General features: G+C 49.2%; 18 protein-coding genes. 1 reads left to right on the top strand and 17 read right to left on the bottom strand.

The genetic code is table 11. From position 1 onward, the window contains the following. Window positions 1-25: 25 nt before the first annotated feature. The 17 genes from ACN0YH_RS12450 to ACN0YH_RS12370 form a co-directional block, all read right to left on the bottom strand. On the bottom strand, window positions 26-1,096 hold the full coding sequence (locus ACN0YH_RS12450; protein WP_417379888.1) for a type IV pilus twitching motility protein PilT: 1,071 nt from the start codon (window positions 1,094-1,096) through the stop codon (window positions 26-28). 58 nt (window positions 1,097-1,154) lie between these two features. After that, window positions 1,155-2,903, bottom strand: a complete 1,749-nt coding sequence (locus ACN0YH_RS12445) for a GspE/PulE family protein (protein WP_417379887.1) — start codon at window positions 2,901-2,903, stop codon at window positions 1,155-1,157. Between the two features lie 18 nt (window positions 2,904-2,921). After that, a complete protein-coding gene (locus ACN0YH_RS12440; protein WP_417379886.1) occupies window positions 2,922-3,257 on the bottom strand; it encodes an STAS domain-containing protein in 336 nt (111 codons plus the stop codon). Between the two features lie 10 nt (window positions 3,258-3,267). Continuing rightward, window positions 3,268-4,779, bottom strand: a complete 1,512-nt coding sequence (locus ACN0YH_RS12435; RefSeq protein WP_417379885.1) for a GGDEF domain-containing protein — start codon at window positions 4,777-4,779, stop codon at window positions 3,268-3,270. 39 nt (window positions 4,780-4,818) lie between these two features. Then, a complete protein-coding gene (locus ACN0YH_RS12430) occupies window positions 4,819-5,208 on the bottom strand; it encodes a response regulator (RefSeq protein WP_417379884.1) in 390 nt (129 codons plus the stop codon). 58 nt (window positions 5,209-5,266) lie between these two features. Further along, window positions 5,267-6,781: a sensor histidine kinase gene (locus ACN0YH_RS12425; protein WP_417379883.1), complete on the bottom strand. Its 1,515-nt coding sequence runs from the start codon at window positions 6,779-6,781 to the stop codon at window positions 5,267-5,269. Window positions 6,782-6,942: 161 nt separating this feature from the next. Next, window positions 6,943-8,022 carry a tetratricopeptide repeat protein gene (locus ACN0YH_RS12420; protein WP_417379882.1) on the bottom strand — a complete coding sequence of 360 codons (1,080 nt, stop codon included), beginning with the start codon at window positions 8,020-8,022 and terminating at the stop codon, window positions 6,943-6,945. A gap of 2 nt (window positions 8,023-8,024) precedes the next feature. Then, window positions 8,025-10,385 (bottom strand): hypothetical protein, encoded by a 2,361-nt coding sequence (locus tag ACN0YH_RS12415; protein WP_417379881.1) that lies wholly within the window; start codon window positions 10,383-10,385, stop codon window positions 8,025-8,027. Between the two features lie 59 nt (window positions 10,386-10,444). Beyond that, window positions 10,445-11,041 (bottom strand): hypothetical protein, encoded by a 597-nt coding sequence (locus ACN0YH_RS12410; protein WP_417379880.1) that lies wholly within the window; start codon window positions 11,039-11,041, stop codon window positions 10,445-10,447. Window positions 11,042-11,209: 168 nt separating this feature from the next. Further along, a complete protein-coding gene (locus tag ACN0YH_RS12405) occupies window positions 11,210-11,818 on the bottom strand; it encodes a type 4a pilus biogenesis protein PilO (RefSeq protein ID WP_417379879.1) in 609 nt (202 codons plus the stop codon). Continuing rightward, window positions 11,811-12,554: a PilN domain-containing protein gene (locus ACN0YH_RS12400; RefSeq protein WP_417379878.1), complete on the bottom strand. Its 744-nt coding sequence runs from the start codon at window positions 12,552-12,554 to the stop codon at window positions 11,811-11,813. Before ACN0YH_RS12400 ends, ACN0YH_RS12405 begins: the two co-directional genes overlap by 8 nt. 98 nt (window positions 12,555-12,652) lie before the next feature. Then, the gene (pilM, locus tag ACN0YH_RS12395; RefSeq protein WP_417379877.1) at window positions 12,653-13,723 is read right to left on the bottom strand and encodes a pilus assembly protein PilM; all 1,071 of its coding nucleotides are present in this window, start codon (window positions 13,721-13,723) and stop codon (window positions 12,653-12,655) included. Between the two features lie 37 nt (window positions 13,724-13,760). Beyond that, window positions 13,761-14,387 carry a pilus assembly FimT family protein gene (locus ACN0YH_RS12390; RefSeq protein WP_417379876.1) on the bottom strand — a complete coding sequence of 209 codons (627 nt, stop codon included), beginning with the start codon at window positions 14,385-14,387 and terminating at the stop codon, window positions 13,761-13,763. Between the two features lie 18 nt (window positions 14,388-14,405). After that, window positions 14,406-16,373 (bottom strand): hypothetical protein, encoded by a 1,968-nt coding sequence (locus tag ACN0YH_RS12385; RefSeq protein WP_417379875.1) that lies wholly within the window; start codon window positions 16,371-16,373, stop codon window positions 14,406-14,408. Beyond that, window positions 16,357-17,286 (bottom strand): PulJ/GspJ family protein, encoded by a 930-nt coding sequence (locus ACN0YH_RS12380; RefSeq protein WP_417379874.1) that lies wholly within the window; start codon window positions 17,284-17,286, stop codon window positions 16,357-16,359. Before ACN0YH_RS12380 ends, ACN0YH_RS12385 begins: the two co-directional genes overlap by 17 nt. Beyond that, window positions 17,267-17,869, bottom strand: a complete 603-nt coding sequence (locus tag ACN0YH_RS12375) for a type IV pilus modification PilV family protein (protein ID WP_417379873.1) — start codon at window positions 17,867-17,869, stop codon at window positions 17,267-17,269. The genes ACN0YH_RS12380 and ACN0YH_RS12375 overlap by 20 nt, the downstream gene beginning before the upstream one ends. A gap of 445 nt (window positions 17,870-18,314) precedes the next feature. Further along, window positions 18,315-19,175 (bottom strand): HEAT repeat domain-containing protein, encoded by an 861-nt coding sequence (locus ACN0YH_RS12370; RefSeq protein ID WP_417379872.1) that lies wholly within the window; start codon window positions 19,173-19,175, stop codon window positions 18,315-18,317. 199 nt (window positions 19,176-19,374) lie between these two features. Between ACN0YH_RS12370 and ACN0YH_RS12365 the strand changes: the two genes are divergently transcribed. Continuing rightward, the gene (locus ACN0YH_RS12365) at window positions 19,375-20,574 is read left to right on the top strand and encodes a protein-L-isoaspartate(D-aspartate) O-methyltransferase (protein ID WP_417380084.1); all 1,200 of its coding nucleotides are present in this window, start codon (window positions 19,375-19,377) and stop codon (window positions 20,572-20,574) included. Window positions 20,575-20,861: the final 287 nt, after the last annotated feature.

The following is a 20,861-nucleotide window of genomic DNA, read 5'->3' as shown; positions in this document are numbered from 1 at the left end:
GAGTGCCTTTATGAGTGGGGGCTGATTATGCCAGTAATCCCTGGGAATATTCTTTTGGTGCCTCTCCTTTTAACTCCTGCAGATGCTCATCAATGATGTCCGGGTCGACTTTTCCATTCAGTAATTGTTCTTTCAACGCCTGTTCCATCGTCTGCATACCCATGCGGCGGTTCGTCGAAATGATCCCGGGGATCAAATGCGAAGTCGATTCCCGGATACTGGTCTGCACGGCCCGGTTCATCAGCATGATTTCGAGAGCGGCGACGCGCCCTTGACTATCAGCCGCGGGTAACAGTTTTTGAGTGATGACTCCGCGCAGTGTTTCGGCAAGGTGACTGCGAACCTGGGACTGTTCTTCGGGCGGAAAAACTTCCACCAGTCGATCCACAACGCCGGCTGCACTGGAAACATGTAGAGATGAGAGTACCAGATGCCCCGTTTCGGCTGCCTGCAAAGCGACGCGGATGGTATCCAGATCCCGCAGCTCGCCGATGAGAATAACATCCGGATCCTGGCGGAGAACATGTTTCAGTCCGGAGGCAAATCCCGGGCAGTCTTCGCCGATTTCGCGCTGTTCAATCAGTGATCTTCCATGCTGAAACTGATATTCAATCGGGTCTTCCAGTGTAATAATATGCTTGGCATCCCGCTGATTAATGGCTTCGACCATCGCGGCAAGCGTCGTCGATTTACCGGAGCCGGTCTGCCCGGTTACCAGGATCAGGCCCGTTTTCAGACGCGTCAGCTCTTCCACCACCGGGGGCAAATCCAGGCTGCTCAACGAGCAGATTTCGTTTGAAAAACGGCGGATCGCAGCAGCATAAGTGCCTCGCTGCACATGGATGTTAAAACGAAAACGTCCCAGCCGCGGGATGGTAATGGCAAAGTCGACATCCTTATGTTTGTCGAGTATTTTTTTCTGCTGCTGGTTGAGAACCTGATCACACAGGTCACTGATCGTAACCGGGTCGAGGGGTTCGAGCGCGGTCTTTTTGAGCTCTCCATCAATGCGAAACATGGGAGCCGCATCAATGGCGAGTAAAATATCAGATGCTTTACTGTCTACAGCAGCATGTAATAAATCATTCATTTCCATGGAGGAATCGCTTTCTCGAAATTCGATCTATCTTCACACCGGGTTTGTATATCGGTGACTAATGTTTGAGTGCGGACTTACGGGGAATCCAGCCTTCATCACTGACTTTGAGGGCTTCCTCAATGGTGGTCAGTCCTTCTTTTGCTTTTCTCAGCGCGTCGTATCTGAGCGGAATCATGCCATTGTTCTGCGCATAGTCTTTCACCGCAGCCACAGTCGGATTAGTGGTGATGATTTCCCGCAGTGGATCATCGATCGTCAGGATTTCATGAACGCCAATACGTCCGGAAAAGCCGGTATTTCGACAACGCTTACATCCTTTGCCGCGATAGAATTCATCGACATCCAGTCCGATGCGTTCGACAGCCAGCTGCATTGCTTTAGGCAGTTCGTAAGGTGTTTTACATTTAGGGCATAACTTGCGGCACAGTCGCTGGGCCAGAGCCATATTCAGAGCAGCTCCGATGAGGTAATCATCAACGCCCATATTAATCAGTCGGGTCACGGCTGAAATGGCATCATTGGTGTGCAGCGTACTGAAGACCAGGTGACCTGTCAGGGCAGCTTGAATTGCGATTTTGCCTGTTTCCTGGTCACGAATTTCACCGACCATAATGACGTCGGGGTCCTGTCGCAGCAGACTTCTCAGAATCGAAGCAAACGAGAGTCCAATTTTTTCGTTGACCTGAAACTGGTTAATCATCGGCAACTGATACTCGATTGGATCTTCGACCGTACAGACATTTTTTTCAATCGAACTGACGGCATTTAATGCTGCATAAAGTGTGGTACTCTTACCACTACCCGTAGGCCCGGTCACCAGAATGATGCCGTTGGGCTTGTCGAGCTGTTCGGTAAATTGTTCCAGAACTTCAGAGCTGAAACCGAGCTGTTCGAGTGAAATATTCACACTGCGGTTATCCAGGATTCGGATCACCACTTTTTCGCCGGTCGGCATGGGAAGAGTACTGACGCGCAGGTCAATCGGACGTCCTTCCATCAGCACATGGATTCTTCCATCCTGGGGAAGGCGACGTTCACTGATATCGAGGCTGGCCATAATTTTGATACGGGAAGAAACCGCGGGAGCCAGGTGCACTGGTGGTTCCAGAGCCTGCTGCAGGACGCCATCCACACGGTAACGGACCCGCAGCTGCTGTTCGGTCGGTTCGATATGAATATCACTGGCGCCTTCACGAACGGCGTTATAGACAATGTAATTCACCAGTTTGATAATCGGGCTCTGGCCGGCAAACTCGGCGTCAAAACCGATGTCATCGATTGACTCTTCGATCAGCTCGACATTCGTGCCATTCGCATCGTCGATGATATCGTCGATGACAAAGACATTCGTATTCGGCATATAGGTCTGCACCATCCGCCGAATCTCACGGGCACTTGCCGCTACGATCTGAATTTCGGTTTTGGTCAAGTCTCTGAGTTGATCGACCAGGAAGACGTTCGTCGGTTCCGCGACGGCAACGGTCAGGACATTTCTGACTTTGAACAGCGGAAGGACGGTATGTTTTTCGACAAAATCGCGAGGCAGGACATCGAATATTTTCGAATCGAACATGCGGCTGTCGAGCTGCACATAGGGAATCCGATATTCCAGTGCCAGGCATTCCAGAACCTGATCTTCTGTGCAATATTCCTGGTTGACCAGCAATTCGCCCAGCAGCTGACTGCCATCTCCCTGTGACTGTTCCTCCAGCGCGGACTCTAACTGTTCCAGAGTGATATACTCTTTGTAGATGAGTAAATCACCGAGTCGCATTTTCGGTTGCAGGAGAGAGTTGGTATTCATGTTTAACGATTGAAGTTTCTATTGAAAACTGGAGACCGCGTCGATCACCGAGTCGAACAGATCGATTCTCTGATCGATGCGTGTGATTTCCAGAATTTTCTTACCCGGGTCTTCCAGGCCACTGATCTTGAGGTTTCCACCCTGTTCACGGGTCAGATCCTGAATATCCAGCAAAGCTTCGAGCCCTGCACTATCCAGGATTTCACTGTGGTCCATCTGCAGCACAACCTGGTAGTGTTGGTCGTTGATGGCAGCAGACAGGGCGTTGACGAATTCGGTGGATGTGTCATCCGTTAATTCGTCAGGTGTGTGCGCCACCATGACATTTCCAAAGATTTCGGTTGTGATCTGCATGAGTTAATATCTAAATACGTGGTTTACGGGCGGAATTCGGATCGAGTCCAATGACCTGATTTCGACCACCCTCTTTGGCTTTGTATAAGTTTTCATCGGCGATACGAACCAGTTCGTTCGTGGTGGTTGCCGGATGTTTGAATTCGGTGACGCCGAAACTGGCAGTGACCTGCAACTGTTGACCTTCAAACAGGATCGGGCAGTTTTCCATCGTTTCGCGCAGATCTTCGGCAATCTGCATGGCTTGTGAATATTCATGATCCAGCAGAACTCCGATGAACTCTTCTCCACCGTAGCGTGCAATAATTGCTTTATCGGGCATGACGGTTTGCCAGATCCGCGCCACTTCCTTCAAAACAAAGTCACCTGCCTGATGGCCGTAGGTGTCGTTGAACGATTTAAAATGGTCAATGTCGCTCATGATAATACTGAGCTGACTGGACTGGGCATCCGCCTGTTTGACCAGATCGTGCAGTTTTTCCTGGAAGGTGGCATGGTTGAATAAACCAGTCAGACCATCACGGCTGGCCATTTCTTCAATCCGCTTAAACAACTGGGAATTCTTAATACCCAGAGCATAGATATTGGAGAGAATATACAGGAGGCGACCAATGGTGGGTGATTCCACATCCACTTTATCAATGACCAGCAGACCGATCAGATCAGAACCGACGGTCAAGGGAGCGATCGCATCGGGCATGTGCGGATCTTCGTCCAGAATCCGTTTGAGCCGGTAGTCCTGCTCAGCATCATTTCGCATGACAATCTGACGGTGTTCAATCACCCAGGCAGCTACGCCACTTTGGGGAACCGGTCGATAATTCAACTGATCCCGGGCGCGGGCTGGCAGTGCATTTTTCAGAGATCGTGATTTGCTGTCCCACAGATAAACCTGACAGTATTCACACTGCAGCGATGCTTTCGCTGTACTGATCACCGTGGGAATCAGAGATTCATTCGATTGATTTGTAGAGATACGTCGACCGATATCCTGAAGTGTCAGCAGGAGCAGCGGATAGTTTACGCCGACTTCTCCAGCAAGAGTATCTTTCGTTTCAGCAATCTGTCTGGATTTTGTTTCATCAGCGTCGCGGGGCTTCTGCAGGTTTGCAAACGATTCTTTCTGAGATTCGTATAATTGGCGTACCAGTTCATCGTTCTGTTGATGAATCTGATAGAGATTTCTTTTTAGTTTGCCAATATACAGGTCGATCAGTAACACGAGGCCAATCAGAACGGCAGCGCTCAGCATACTCAAAGTGTAGTTGTTCTCCCCGTTGACAGTGTCTGTCCGGAAGTAAGTTTCCGCAAAACAGGACCCGACCGAGAGCGCCGTGATGGTCCAGTAACAGATCCGCGGAGAGGAGACTGCAGCGAGGACCGTAGGCGGTGCGAGCAGCAGCAATGGCGCTACTCCCAGTGGCCAACCCATGTACGAACCCAGAAAAACGGCGAGCGGACAAAGACAGACTACCAGCAGCGCGTAAGACCAGAACTGGATGGCTGTATAATAATTTCGCATAGATAAATAGTTTCAGTATTTTTTATTTCGTTGAGCGACTTAACCAATAACTTCGTTGGTCAGGTTGAGTGATTCCTGAACATGATTCAGCAGTTTTCTGGGGCTGAATGGTTTCACCATCACGTTGGTAATTTTCAATGTCCGAATATACTCATCGTGATCGAATTCAAAACCCTTCCCGGTTAATAACGTAATCGGAATCGATTTGGTTGATTCTAATGCCCGAATTTTCTCGCAAAGCTCCAGGCCGTTCATGCGTGGCATCTGCAGGTCTGTGATAATCATGTGCGGCGGCTGTTCCTGCGATTTTTCCCAGCAGTCAAAACCATCGAGAAAACATTCTACCTCGAAACCGGCTTTTCTCAGCTTCATGCTGATGGCACGAACAATATGCGAGTCATCATCACAAATATAGATCAGGTGATTCATTTTCTCACTCCTTTTCTTACAGCTTCTTACATAGGGGACACTGAACTGTGTATGCGACTCACGCATTTGCTGGCGGGGCCAGTTGTTTCTTGCGTTTCTGTTCTTTGTGTCCCAGTGGAATCGTGACCGTAAAACAGGTACCTTCATCGACTCGGGATTGAACGGATATCGAACCGTTGTGTACGTTGGTGACAATAAAATGGACCAGGGCCAGTCCCAGGCCGGTTCCCGCAGCGGAGCGGTTGTTTTCCGGAACACGGTAGAAACGATCAAAAATGTGAGGCAGCGAATTTTCCGGAATTCCCATCCCGGTGTCGCGGACTTCAATGATGGCGGACGTATCTTCCATCCGGCTGCGGAGCCGAACTTCTCTACCGTTTGGCGTATATTTAATTGCGTTCGATAACAGGTTGATGATCGCCTGTCCCAACATGTCTTTATCAACAAATACAGGCAGGTACATGTCGCTTAATTCTGCTGTAAACGTGATCTCCTTTTCGGCGGCTGTAGGCGAAATGACATCGGATGCTGTTTTCAGGATGTCATTCAGTTCATGATCGTGTCTTTTAATTTCGACGACACCACTCTCAATGCGTGCCAGGTTCAACATGCTGTTGACCAGGCGGGTCAATCGATCAATCTGGTCATTGATAAATCCATAAAGCTCCTCTGCTTCATCCGGTTCACAATCACCGTCGAGCAGCATTTCAATGTATGCTTTAATTCCCGACATGGGAGTTTTCAGTTCATGTGCGACAGAAGAGACGAACTCGGCGTGTTGTGTTTTCTCGTCGGCTTCTTCGCCGATATTTTCTACGACGACCACGGTTCCCAACGCGGCCTGGTTCTCATCACTGAGATTCGTGGCAATAGCCCGATACTGGCTTGAGACCCCGTTGCAGGTAAATTCAAATTCGGTACGTCTGCGGAACGTCGCTTCCCTGCGCTCTATGGTTTTAGCCAGCAGTTTTGCCAGTTCCGGAATGACCGTTTTCTCAACGGCAGGTTTTCCCAATGAGAGACTGGAATCACTCGTCGACAGATCCTGATCCGATTCTGTGATCAGAAACGAATTCGCAGCCTGGTTAGAAAAATCCAGTTCCTGTTTGGCATCAAAGACCAGGATTCCGGTTTCCAGGTTATCGAGGACCGATTCGACCAGCGCCTCTTTTTTCAACAGGGAATTGACACGGGCTTTGAGCATGGTTTTGACCTGATTGGTCGTGGTCAATTCCGAGTCTGATTCTTCCATTTTGTGTATTGCTTCTGCGAAAATATTTCCATAGAAGTTCTTGCGCTGGAGTCCGGGACGCGCTAATTCAGGGTTTCTCAGGCAAGCCGTGATCTGCTGTTGATCGTTTTTGATGCTTTTCATCAGCCAGGCCCAGCCTGCCAGTGAAGAGATAAAAGCGATCGCCAGAGCGTAGCCCGGACTTACCATCTGACTCATGACCAGCAGGTTGTCTACACAACTCACTGTCAGCAGGAGCAGAATCAGAAACCAGTATTTGGCAGAAAGATTCATAGCCAGTTCTTTCTCAGCGAATGAAATCCGCTGAAAAACGTTGTTCACATTAAAAATTCCGAGACGAGTGATACTTCACCGACTGCAACAGGGCCGTCAGGAAGATAACTCACATCTAAAATCTAGGTTACAATCTGCCGATTGTCCAATTTCGGAATAGAGAATGTGGTTGGCGTATGAATATATGTAAATACGGTCAGATAGAGAGGTTACTGAACAGTTGGCCGTTCTGGTGGAATCAAGGCGGCCACTTCCAGCAGGGTCTCATCGTTGGGCCATTTTTTACGGGCTGTAGCGATAATGTTTTTTGCGCTGGAGCTCTGGCCCCGGTTTATTGCGCACAATCCGCGTAATATTTCTACATGGATTAATTGGTGCTGATGCTTTGCAGAAATGTCATCAAACAGGGATTGTGCTTTTTCAAGGTTCCCAACCTGTAATGCGGCGTCCCCAAAGGCAATCATTTCTGCCAGTGACAACGATTCAGGATCGTTTTTCTGACAGGTGGAGAACTCTTCGAATGCAGCGGAGAAATTGCCCGAATAATACAGGCAACGTGCCCGTTGTTTTCGCCACAGATAGTTTTCGGGAAAATGGTTGACGACCATTGCGTAATAGACGCTGGCCTGACTCCACTTCTGACTGGCTTCACAGATTCGGCCCAGGGCAATCGGCAAGCGTCGACTTCCCGGAGTGGTGTGTAACGCTTTCAGCAGGACCTTCTGGGCTTCATCCGTCCTGCCTGCCTGTTCATAAAAGGCTGCCAGTTTGAGGGCATAGTTTTCATCATGTGGTTTTAACTCGATGGCGCGATTCAGGCAGGCAATCCCTTCCTGTGTCTGGCCTGCCTGAAAGAACAGGGTTCCGATGGCGCTCTGCTTTTCAGAATCATGCGGACTGGCTGCGCGGATGGCACGTAGCGACTGCAAAAACTGGTTACGGTCTCCCATGTCATACGAAAGCTGGGCCTCGATTTCAAACGTGCCAGTATGACCTGGATCAATTTCACGTGCCGAGGCCAACAGCACCTTGGCGCGTTTTAATTCTCCCTTGGAATAATGTTCGAGTGCCTGCTGAACAAGTTGATTCGCCTGCTGATTGTAAGGTGAAGCGGACTGGCTCTCCGCAGGTTCCTCGTAATGTGCCTCAACTACTTTCTGTATCGAACCAACTTCAGGCAATAAGGCCAGACTGGAGACGGGCATACTCTGACAACCACAACAGACAAGACCCGCTGCACAGAACATCATTCCGAGATATCGAGAAGGCCTGCAGTGCAGTCGCAACATGCTCAGGGTGCTCCTTCCAGAGTCGGAACCTGAACTGCCGGACCAGACACAGGCGGTAACCCGATCATTCCCCGGTTTCGATTGATCAACGCCTGTTCGATGTAGTTTTTCAGCTGAATCGCTTCGATATTGTTTTTATCCAGACGAGCGGCAATGCTGATCTGTTCTTTGGCTTTAGGCAGATTTCCAACTCGCAGGAATTTCTTTGCTCTTTCAATATGCGACTGGACGATGCGCACCTGATTGATAGGCAGGAAGCTTTTCTTGAAGTTAGCGTGACGTTCAGCCCCTTCGTATTTGAGCATTTCCCCTTCTGCCTGCGCGGCTTCGGCACGAACGATTCGTGGAGTGATCAGTACGATTAATTCTGTACGGTTCGTGATTTCGCGCTGCTGACGAAACGCATTGCCAATCACAGGAATCGCTCCCAGGAAGGGAACCTGATTCCGGGTATCAGTGGTACGTTCTTCGATTAAACCTCCGATGACAACGGTATGACCATCTTGGACCATGACGTTGGTGGTCACTTCGGTCGTGCGCAGGTCGGGGAGATTGGTACTGGGGTTGATGGAGGCAGAGCTGCGTTCGGGATGCACTTCCATGCGGATCTGACCATCGGGTGTAATGAATGGTCGCAGGTTCAATACAATCCCCGAGTCCAGAAAGTTCACGTTCTGAATGGAAGTATTTCCATTTTGGGTGACTGTCGAATAACTGGTACGGTCACCAATAATCAACTCGGCTTTCTGTTTATTTAATGCACGTAATTGTGGAGAAGCGATCAGATTGGTCTCTGCCACGTCTTCCAGTGCTTCAATAAAACCACTGATGTCTCCGTGCAGGAAGCCGTATTTCAGTCCTGCCAGATCAGCTACAAACTGTCCTGTGGGCGGCACAAGGGAAGTAGAGCCCGATCCCGGGAACCCGCTGGAATTATTGAGAGTCTGTCCGTTTCCATCGACGATCAGATTTTTGTTATTTCCACTCAACATGGCAAAATTCACGCCGAATTTCATATCGTCGTTCAGGGAGATGCTGAGAATCATCGCTTCGATCACAACCTGCATCGGAGGGATATCCATTTTTTCCAGCAGACGATCTACTTCTTCCAGGACTTCCGGATAATCGCGGACCAGGATTGAGTCTGACTGGGCAAAGGAGTCGCCACCTGCACTGGTGGGATCCGGTGAGATACCAACTTCACTGGGTGTGGTCAGTGAAACAATACCGATGTTCTCTGTCAGAATGGGCGTGATCAGGTTCTGTAACTCTTTGGCACTGATATAAAACGGGCTATATAACTTAGTGATGACTTTGCGGCTGGATTTCTTTTTCTGTTCAAGTTGTGCCTGGGTCATTACATAGATGAACTCGCCTTCTTTTTCGGAGGTCAGATCGCGAGAACGTAATATGGCATCCAGTGCCTGTTCGGGTGTGACATTTTTCAAATTTGCCGAGATCGTACCGGTAACGCCCTGCCCTGTGAGGATATTCAAACCGGATAGTTCGCCGAGCATGTCCAGGACATGCATGATTTCGGCATCCTGAATCTGGAGCGAAAATGTTTCGCTGGAATCATTGTTCGGGCTGATTTTCAACACCGGTTTTTTCTTTGTCGTTTCGGCTTCCTCTGCCGCAGGTGCCTGTGTGACGGGGGGCTCCGCGTTTTTATCTGGAGCTGAGGGAGCGGCCGGGTCTTTGGGCTGCATGCCGTCCAGTTTACGTTCCAGATCACGCAGTTGATTCATCTGTTGCATCTGTTGCAGCAGTTTTGTTGCTTCTTCCAGGCGGTTGGTATTTTGAGCGAGTTCCAGGTTGGAGTGCTGTTGTGCCTGCAACTGCAGACTGGTCAACCGATCGACCTGCTGTGTCAGACTGGCCAGACGGAGTTCCATTTTTGATGACACCCGTTGCGGCGTTACGAGGTCGTCGTCATTGGCAACGTTGAATTTGATAGATCGTGCCGGGGCGCTGCTGTCTTGAATCGTGGAAATTTCGATACCTGGTTCTACCAGCAGACGCGATCGTACAGGTTCTTTTCTGACAGAAACGGTTCTGGTTTCTGTTTTTGTCGGCAGGCCAGCAGGTTCGATGTGTGGCTGTGCCTGGGAGGCTTGAGTGAAATCTGATACTGGCGGAGCTTGGGGGATTACCGTCTTGGGCGATTCAGTCTGGACGGAAACGGTCTTCGGCTCCACTTCTGCAACATGGTTTTCAGGAAGATTCTGCGATGAGTTCGCCGAGTGTTGCGGGGGAATAAACAGAGACTGTGGCGTTTTGACGTCTGTCATGGCAGCAATCAGCAGCAGTGACAGTCCTGTGAGAGTTGCCCAGAAAGCCGGTAAAAAAAATTGTCTGTTCATGTTTCGACCATCATCCATGATCGTTCGAATCAGTCTAAATCAGCCAATGATGCGAACTGTTATTGTTCATATTTAATAAAAGCGGAAGGGTCATTTTGAATTTTTAATTCAAACTTGTGAGTACCCTGGCTCAGGATTACATTCCGTGCCGCGACCTGCACCAGAACGTAAGTCGACTCGTTGTGCTCAAAGGATTTGCCTTCGTAGTACAATTTGTTATTGATAATGGCGGCTTTACGAGTCTTTCCGATGATCGTGGTTTTTAATACCAGATCCTCGGGGAGTACCGGCGCTGGCTCAGGTTTGTTTTTCTCTGGATTCTGAATTGGTTCTGCAGGCTCTTCCGCGAACAGAATGGGTGGCGAGAATTGATCGCGGTTGACTTCAAACGGATTCTTCTGCATTGCTCCCATCTGCACGGACTGTACGAGGGGATCAGTCTGCATTAACGAATCAAATTTTTCCCAGGAATGGCGTGGTTCATCCGCCGGTTCACTCTGGGCAAAACTCATTTCGGTTTTTACGGGAGGACGTTGCGGGATCTCTTTGGCGGCTGTCTTGGCTGGAATGACAGTCGCACTTGAGCTTCCTCGAATGGCACGATAGAGCGGAGGAATCCAGAAATAGATCCCAACCAGCAGCAAAAGACTCAACACAAGCGTCTTCTGCCAGCTTACTTTTAAATCGTGTATAAGTTGTTCACTGAAAGATTTCACGCGTGAATCACCACTTTAAATCCATGAAAGACCGGAGGTTACATCAACTGGTCTAAACTGTTTTTTCACGAGGAACAGCCTGAGAGCAACTTGAATCAGAGTGCACCCTTATCTCTTATCGGTTGAAATAAACGTCTTACTAACCTTATTTTCGGAAAAATCAGAATAACCCCTCTGCTTCTCGCGTAATGCGTAAACCGACAGGTCGATATTGCCTTTGATAAGTCCCGCAGCATCTCCATCTTGTTTGATGATCGAAACCTGGTTAATAGTAAACAGGCGTTCTTCTTTATCCAGATCATTCAGAAACTGCAGGAGTCCTGCATACTCACCGGTGATACTCAATTTAAAGGGCTCTCTGACATAGGTGGCATGTTCTTCCGTTTCACCCGGATTCAATTCTGAAACCGTAAGCGAGGCAGTTCTCGCCAGCAAAGCGACACGTTGCAGCACTTGATGTGAGTCTTTGCTGACTGGAATTCTCCGGCTGAGCCGATCGATGAACGCAATACGCTGATCAAGCTGCTGATGCAGTTCTTCCAGCTGTTTCACCTTGGTTGGAATGGCAGAAATTTTCTGATGAAACGCATTGATTTCCTGGTTCAACTGCTGCTTGCTTTTCAGACCGGGTAAATAAACGACAAAAGTAAACAGAGCCACAACAATGGACAGGCCAATAATCGTAATCAAACTGTCGCGACGTAATTTATCATTCATGGAACAAGCCTCCTGCCGTGATCCAGAGATCCAGACCGGCGGTATAATGCGTGTCAATTTTAGGAACATACGTGCCTGGTGAATTCACAACCATTCTGAGACGAAACACCCGCACGGGTTGCCCCTCGAATCTGGTTTCATTCGATTGAATCAGGTCGATTTCTCTGAAGACACCCATCTGATCCAGATTTGACATGTAATGTGAGATGGAAAGGTGGTCTGGTGAGATTCCCTCCAGAGTGACGACCAGGTTTTCCCTGGCGTGCAAGTGTTGCAGATGTTTCAGGTCCACCAGGTCGGGCAATTCGTTTTCTGGTGTTTTGGAGGGACTTTTTTTAGTGTGAGTGTCTTCTTTTTTGACTGAGACTTTTTCAAATGTGAACTGAAATTCATTCAGGGAAACATATTCCGGCAAGGCGTGGCTGATCATATTCAGTATCTGAGCCGGGGATTCGTCCAGTTGCAGTCCTGCCAGCAGATCGGCTCGAATATCAGTCTGTTGAATCTGAAGAGTTAATTGTGTGGGGTCTTCCAGTTGATCGTTCATCAATTGCGCACGTTTTTCCAGCGCTTCTTTTTTCGTCTGCAGCTGATGTTGAATTTCCCGCTGGCGCACCGTACTCAAGGTGACCAGTGTCAGAAAAATCAACACGATCGTTCTTCGCCAGATGCGGTTTCGATGCCGCCTCCTGACTTCGCGATAACTGGCTGGTAAAAAATCGATTTCAGGTATCATATTCTCGCCCTTAGCGGGTTCTTCTCGGATGGATTCAATTTCTCATCCGTTTTATTTAATCAAGGTGTCTAAAAATGTGTGCCGATCTGGTTCAGGCTTTAGATGGTGTTCTCTTTCATGGCCAGGCCCAAGGCTGTAGTCCATCTGCCGGGACGTTCCAGAATAGATGTGGAAGTCGGCCAGCGTTCCAGGCTTTCAAATGGGTTTCCCATTTCGCAATCGGTATTTAATCGTTCTGAAAGAAAATCGATCAGCCAGGGACTGCATTCATTCCCTGTGACGATCAGTTGATTCAGTTTTTTCCCTCGGAATGTCACTTTGTAATAGCGTAAACAGTTTTCAATTTCTGTACTGATCGATTCCAGCAGTGAGCGAATCGAATCGATGACGGAACGATGCAGCTCGTCACTGGCATCCAGCGAAGTGGAATTGGTGACAATATTTCGCATGCGAATCGCTTCGGAAAGAGGCAGATCCAGGTTTTCTGCGACCGCACGATCGAGGTGATTGCTGCCTTGCATGATATACTTCAGAAAGAGCACATTCTGCTGATCTGCAAAAATGACAGTCGTGGCCGCTTCACCAAAATTCAGATAACAGTTGGCAGAATTCGAATGTGCTGCCCGTGCGCCGTCATGAAAACACCGCAGTGTCGCGGAAGGTTCCACATCAATGGCAACCGCATTCAAGCCGGCTTGATCCAGGAGATTCAGATGGCGTTCCAGAATTCCATTATGGCAGGCCAGTAGAATGACTTCCTGCTTGGTATTGGCATCCTGTCGCACCTGGCCGGCAGGCAGATGACGAATTTCTGCATCTGCCACCGGATAAGGCAGTCTTTCTTCTGCTTCCCAGGCAACCACTTTCGTGAGTTCTTCTGCAGGCAGCTGTGGTAAGCGAATATTCTGGATGAACAGTTCCTGTGATCCCAGGCAACTGGTCACGCGGCGACCTTTAAAATGATGATCGGAAAGGATGCGACGGATTTCCACTGCGATTTTCGCATCCCGTTCATCGAGCGTCAGTTTATTGTCGAAGTCAAACTGTTCCTGTGCAATCGCATGTACCACGCGATTATTACGGGGCCCGGTTAACTGAACGAGGGTCACGGAATTCGGGCCCAGCTGTAAACCGATGGGACTATATTGTGATCGTTTGATTGAAATCATGTTTTCAGTTTCATCTTAAGTGAAAAAACGCCTGATGTTATAAAGTCTGAATCTCATCCACCCATGCCTGGCCTGTAACCCAGGAGACGGTGATGAGGATGTAAAACGTATTTCCATTTTTTTGAGTTGTTAACATCAGGACTGTGTCTTCGTTGCGTACGGGACCCGTGCCACCCATCGGGCCGAATGTGAGATCGCTGACTGTGGAATCGGATGTTTTCAATTTAATTTGTCTGAGTACCGCCTGCCCGGGCAGATTCAGTGAATCCACCTGGATCTGTTTGAGGTAGCGCTCTGAATCCTCAGCTGATCCCGCGAGCTTATTTTCAGGAACCGGTAAATCACCAGGTCCGGTATGCAGTATTTCATAGGTTTGTGCATTGAGATCAAAGTCGACTTTGTATTCTGAATTGAATTTGATGGCGTGGTTCCGGGCCAGGTGTAAATCAGCCACCAGCATGCGTGCCGTGGCATCCAAAGCCAGGGTACCGCTGCTGTCTGTGGAAATCAGAGACACGGTTGCCAGGATCGAGAGCAACAGCACGACAATCATCAGTTCCACCAGTGTGAAACCGTTTCTGTCGGCGCGCAGGCTTATTGTGGATGCTCTTCTTTTCAGAAGAGACCTCACGCTGTGCCTGTGATGACGATCATTGTGTTGCATCTGTTCTCACTAACAAAATTATTGAGTCTCTTTCCAGTCAATCAGCGACCAGCGATAGCCGGAGAGTTCCGGAGTAGTCTCTGCTCCATCGAATGGTTGAAACAACGGAGGTTCCCAGCGATATGCCTGATCTTTCAAATGCTGAATATGCAGGGTGGGTTCCAGGCTGAGTCCGTAAGACTGGTAGTACGAACTCCAGCCAAAATAGTTGTAAGGGTTTTCCAGCCACTCACTGAATCCGATTTCGGAGTAGCCATAATAACGGCGCAGGTCGTTTTCATAGTTCCACTGATGCTTACGGTCATTCCAGGATGAACTGGAAAGCACCCATTCATTGAGACGATTAAAATTAAAAGTTTCAGCACAAATGGGACCACGAATCTGCGTCAATTTCTGTTTGTGACGTTTGATTTGATAGCCGGTGGGTGAGGGAACATCAATCTCTCCACGGACGGTCACTTGTTGATGTGCACTGTCCACCCCGGTGATGGGATACCAGGAACCGGTTGCTCCGGTTTGGCCGGTTCCCGTCGTTTCCAGCCAGATCGCGTATTTCCCATCAGTTGAAATCACATCGAGAAGCCTGTATTCCTGGAGAGTCACTGTGCTAAAAGGCTGTTCGATCGAAGTCGCTGTTGCCGTGCCCGTGTAGGTTATATTGGAGACATTCGCATAATCGACAGAGCCGCCGGCTCCTTCTACGTCACCATGGCACACGACGGCTCCTTCGAGCGTGGTTTGTGTTTCACGGACAAATTCAATATCGTCTGCCACGACTGTCGGCAGCCTCGGCCAGCGATCAGCGTTGAGCACCATTGATCCGCCATCAGCGCCCTTCCAGTTGAAGGAGGTGACATGAATGTTTTTGCCATGGAACGTTATTTTTGAGGTCGCGACCAGTGTTCCCTGAATCACCACATTGTCATAAACATTGAGACTGCCACTGCGATAAAAAATTCCCAAGGGGTTTTCTGGCGACGGTTTCAGTGTCACATTATATAAAGAGGAATTCAGCGAAACCGCCTGATAGAGCGGACCTCCCTCATACAGTCGATAGCTGGAGAATGCAGAATAATTTGAACTGGGAATCCGCAGGCGGTCACTGGTAGTAGACCAGTTCAGTTTGAGATCTGCCAAATCTCTTCGGGTGGAAGAAGAAGGGTAATCATAATAGGTAACTGACCCCGCAATCGGATGGGGATAAGAAACAGTGGCCTCCGAAAGACTGGTGGAACCTGCCGGGAAAGTAACAAACCGTGTGCCCAGGTCTTCCAGAAACTCTTCCCGAACAGAAGAACTCCAGGCAGGGTCCTCATATAGTACCAGATTATCATAGAGCCAGATGTTACCGTCGATGCGGTCACAGGGATCCAGAATGAGTGAACTGGAACCTGTTTCGGCAAACAGCGCGTATTGCCGGATCTGATCGAAGTTTCCCGAGTTCGAGACTTGATCGGTAGCATCAGCTGAGTCTCCCGGCAAGATCGAGCGGCCCGTCAGTCGAGGAACCAGTCTCATTTTTGCCGTAATCAGATACTCGGATCGCATATTGCTATTGGTAGCCGAGGTCCAGGCACCCAGTGAGTGGACATTGAGTTCCAGCACGGAACCGATAGAATTTCCAGTGGTTTCAAAGGAGATCGCGTACGTACTGTCTCCATCAGAGTCTGCTAAAAACTCGCGCTGATACTGGTCGTTTACGCCGGTCCACTCCAGTGAATTCAAACGATTCATTGCGTCCGTCATTCCTGCCCGGGCGGCATTCATAGCCAGGTCACGCCGCGAACCATTTTCGGTAATCTGAGTGAGTACACTCTGGGTCTGGATAAAGGAGTAGGTCAACACAAGCGACATACTTAAAGCAAACATCACCAGGATCATCGAGATTCCTGCGCGCGAAGTGCGCAGATTCAGCAACCGCCGCTTTCGACTTTCGTCGTCCGCTTTCAGTCTTCGAAGATGCGTTGCTTTATGGTGCGTATGCATAGTACCTCGAACCGGATGCAAAAAATGGCAGGGCAGATGCGGAATTGACTTCATTCAATGCTGTCTGTTCTGCTGTTTCGAATTGTATTTCGCAGTTAACGGTTACCTGACGCAGTCCACTGCTGGAACTGGCAGTTCCCTGAGGCCAGGAAAGATTCATCCAGGCCGCCGTTCCCGGGGAGACACTGCTCAAGCTGGAATCACTGGGAGTTTTGACCAGACTGAAAAAAACATTTCCGGCTGCTGGTCCCCAGGGATTTCCGGAGAGGACATACTGACTGCATTTGATCCGATTGCTCAACAGCGTAGATTCTGCCTGACTCGATTGAATGGCAGAGCGGATCGTGCTGTTGAAGGACGAACTGTTAAAATCGATTGTGCTATTGGCATCCGGAAACGCGATTTCAATCAGGTTGTGTGCATCAGCGGGATCAACCGTGTAAATCAGAATTTCATTCAGTTGAGGCAGGCGTGTGAGCGTTCCCTGTTCGCTGAGGCCTCCATTACGTCCGCCGGACCAGACCACGAGTGTGTTCGGAATATCAATACTGTTCCACGAGTTTGTGACAACCGCCAGTCCCGCCCGCGGAGTTTGCCCACTGACATGATAGACGCCTGTCTGTGAGATCATCAGTTTGATTCGATCAAAGGCCGCATTGATCTGTGCCTGGGAATCTTCTATTCCCCGCGTATGCTGCCAGGCGGATTGCGTGGCGGTAACAATGCCTGCCAGCGCGACAATCAGAATGGAAGAGATCGCCATAGACATCAACAGTTCCACGAGTGTGAAACCGCGGTGGGGATCCTCTTTTCGTACTGCGCAGCAACGTACGCAAGTCCGTTCTGAGTGGAACGGACTCTCTGAAAACACAGGCAAAACAGCCTTCAGGTTATCAGGGTGAAAGTGGAACATAACTGAATATTCTCGTTGCCTCCGTAATCTCTTGGCTTTGTGAGTCTGCATTCATGGCCAGTTTGATGGTGACGGTTACCCTGCGATAATTCGTATTCGTTTGAGTCACGACCCAGCCCGTGCCATCGCTGGCGGGTTGAATGCGTTCTACTGTAACTTCGCGCGTCAATCGGTTTAAAAATCCCGCATCTGGTACCAGCAGACTGGGACGGGAAATCGGGTATCTTTCCAGAATCGTGGTGGGTTCATTGCCCAGAGAATAACCCTGTTTGTTTTCCGGTGGTGATGAGGACCAGCTATCGTAGTCATCCAGATCATCAAAAGATTCCCGGGAACTTTGATACCCGGGCCTGGTATCACTGGCGACCGGAAAACGGACTGCTGCGAGTTCTTCCAGCATCTGGTCAGCGAGACCTGCGCCGATGTTGTGATTTAATGCGGAGTAACAGGTGCCAAGGGAAGCGCCAATCGCAGAGAACAGAGCGGCTCCGGCAATCGCTGTGATTGTCACAGAGACCAGAGATTCGATCAGAGTAAATCCGGTGCGGCGGGATCGCTGCAACCACAGTTTTCTGGTTGCCATGAGCTCTTCCAATATAATACCGCTTGAGGGTGCTGATTTGCTGTTATGCTTTCAACGAATTCAGAAACATCACACATGATCTGAGTATCCAGCACCATCAAGTCAGATGGTTCCAAGACAAAAAAAGAGCGCGGCAAGGTCCCCTCAAAGCTCCCAGCTTTCCTTGCCGCGCTGTAGTTCCTCGCCTCGATTAGAAGCGGAGGAAATGGTTGTTTGTGTTCGTTGAGCGGGTTCGTTGCCCCTCTCTGCCAGTAAAAGTAGTTCACGCAATTTGTTAGTCAAACAGAATTGCTCAAGAACTTTGGAAAAGGAGGTTCTCCGATATAATTCGGAACGCTCAAGGAGTCGGTGCGGCCATTCAGTCGTTAAAATCACTACAGACTGAATCGGAGTAGAGCTTGCCTGATTGCTGGCAGGTCAGTCAGCTGATGCTGGCGCGATGGAATTATTTCTTCTGACTCTGCTCGATCTGAGATTTAGAAGAGAGCGCCGCTTCGCGCAGGACTTCACTGGTATCAGTGTTATCGATGAGTGTCTGCAATTCGGTCAGCGTTGCTTTGGCAGGATCTCCCATCTGGCCGAGCACTTTGATGGCCGCCAATTGAACATCCGGGTCTGAATCGTTGAGTGCGGCTTTGATGACGCTCAATTGTTCTTCTGACTGCGATTCCTGATTTCCCAAAGCATAGATGGATGTGAGCCGCGTATTAGGGTCAGGGTGTTCTGCCAGACTGATTAAGACAGGAATGGCTTTCTCTCGATATTCAGGAAAATGCGTAAGAGTTGAGGCCGCATTGACCTGTGTAAACGGAGATGCATCCTTCAGTGCTGTCTCCAGAACCGGGGCGGCCTCTTTCGCATCCGGACCCAGGCTGGCCAGATACATGCTGGCGAGTTCTCTGGCACCGGGATCGGAGTGTGACATGGCCGCCTTTAAAGTGGGGACTGCCGACTTGCCAAAGGCACTCAGTTTTTTATCAGCCTGCATCCATTCATCGGGATCTGGTTCGTTGCGAATAGACAACAGCGTTTCAAAAGCTGCTTTCACTTCTGCCTGGGGGTCGACGGGTTCAGCGGTCACCGCGATCATCTCTTCTGACTGCTCTGGTTCTGCTGCAACCGAAGGGGTCTGTTTACTTTCTGCAGACGCCGGTTGTTGACTCTCAGAAGTGGCAGAGCCACCACAGCCCTTTAGAGAGAAGGTGCACAAAACCAGGCTCACGGCGAATACAACTCGAAACACTTGCATCTGACTGGAATCCATCCACTTAAAAAATCGTCTTAAATCCTCATAGATTCGCATCATAGCGAATTCCTCGATTTGTGTGGATAGAAATTAACTAATCCTGTTTCAATCTGCTGAAACAGTGCTGATAACGGGAAATCGCCATTAACTTAAGTCCCCCCAAAGTGTTATAATTCCCACAGATTCCTATACAAATCAAACTATTTTAGATCCCAGACTGCAATCGAGGTTTCTCATGAGGCAGGTTTTATTCTTGACCGTGTGTATGATAGCCGGTTTCTCATTCCTCGAGAGTCCCTCACCGGTTTATTCACAAAGCAGTGCCTATTTTCGAAATCAGCGAAATGAGATGGTGACCCGCTATATCGAGGGGGAGGGGATCAAGAATCCTCGCGTTCTCTCATCGATGCGGCAGGTACCCCGGCATGAATTTGTCAGTTCGAATCTGAAACATCTGGCATACCAGGACCTGGCGTTACCCATTGGTTATAAGCAGACGATTTCTCCCCCCTATGTCGTCGCCTATATGACGGAAACGATTGATCCGCAACCGGATGATAAAGTACTCGAGATTGGTACTGGTAGTGGATTTCAAGCGGCTGTGCTCTCGGCCCTGGTGAAAGACGTTTATACGATCGAGATAGTGGAGGGGCTCGGTAAGAAGGCGGCTGTGCGTCTGAAAAAACTGGATTATGATAATGTGCATACACGAATTGGCGATGGGTACCTGGGTTGGCCTGAAGAGGCACCGTTTGACAAAATCATTGTGACCTGTTCGCCGGAAAAAGTTCCTCAGCCTTTAATCGATCAATTAAAAGAAGGCGGGATGCTGTTGATCCCCCTGGGAGAACGTTATCAGCAGGTCTTTCATCTGTTTCAAAAAGAACAGGGAAAACTCAAACACAAACGATTGATTCCCACGCTCTTTGTCCCCATGACAGGCCGATCGGAAGAGAAGCGGGAAGTCAAACCGGATCCACTCAGACCGGAGATTATCAACGGTAGTTTTGAAGTGGATGCCAACAATGACCAGAAAGCAGATAACTGGCATTATCAGCGACGGGTGAGTCGAATGACTTCGCAGGCACCAGACGGAGCCGCATATCTGAAATTCGAAAATGAAACCCCCGAACGGCTTTCACAGATCCTGCAGGGGATGGCCATTGATGGGTCTCATGTGAATTCACTCGAAATCAGCCTGAAGTTGAGTTATCTGAACACGGCTCAGGGAAAGCAGTCCTTTCAGAAACCGGGTTTTATCATTCATTTTTATGATTCAGTTCGCCGCAATATCGGTCAGGCTTACCTGGGGCCCTGGATCGGAAGTCGTGGCTGGCATCAGGATAAGAAGGTCATTTCCATTCCTCCACAAACACGTGAAGCAGTCATTCAGCTGGGTTTGAATGGGGGAACAGGGGTTCTGAATGTGGATGACCTGAAGATTGAGAAGGTCAACTGAGTCTTCAGCAGGAAATAATGAGTCCTCAATTCCTGCTGAAACGACAGATCAGGGACCTTGGAAAATGAGAATAACTTCCTAGAATAGCAGTGCGATTCACATCTCTCACGTGTTTGATTGCACCAGAATGCTCTTTGCACGCTTCACAGAAGTTGTTGCCAGAGAATGAGATGCTTTAAGCTGGGGGAAGTATTTCCTTCGCAGGGATCGAAACAGATTGTCTGCCTCTTATGCTGATGTGAATCATCCCGCCTGTATCAAAGTTCAAAAAAACACCTAAATTGCGC

Source organism: Gimesia sp. (assembly GCF_048262075.1).
GTDB lineage: Bacteria > Planctomycetota > Planctomycetia > Planctomycetales > Planctomycetaceae > Gimesia.
The sequence above is the reverse complement of the archived record's forward strand: the minus strand, read 5'-3'. Positions and strand labels throughout refer to the sequence as shown.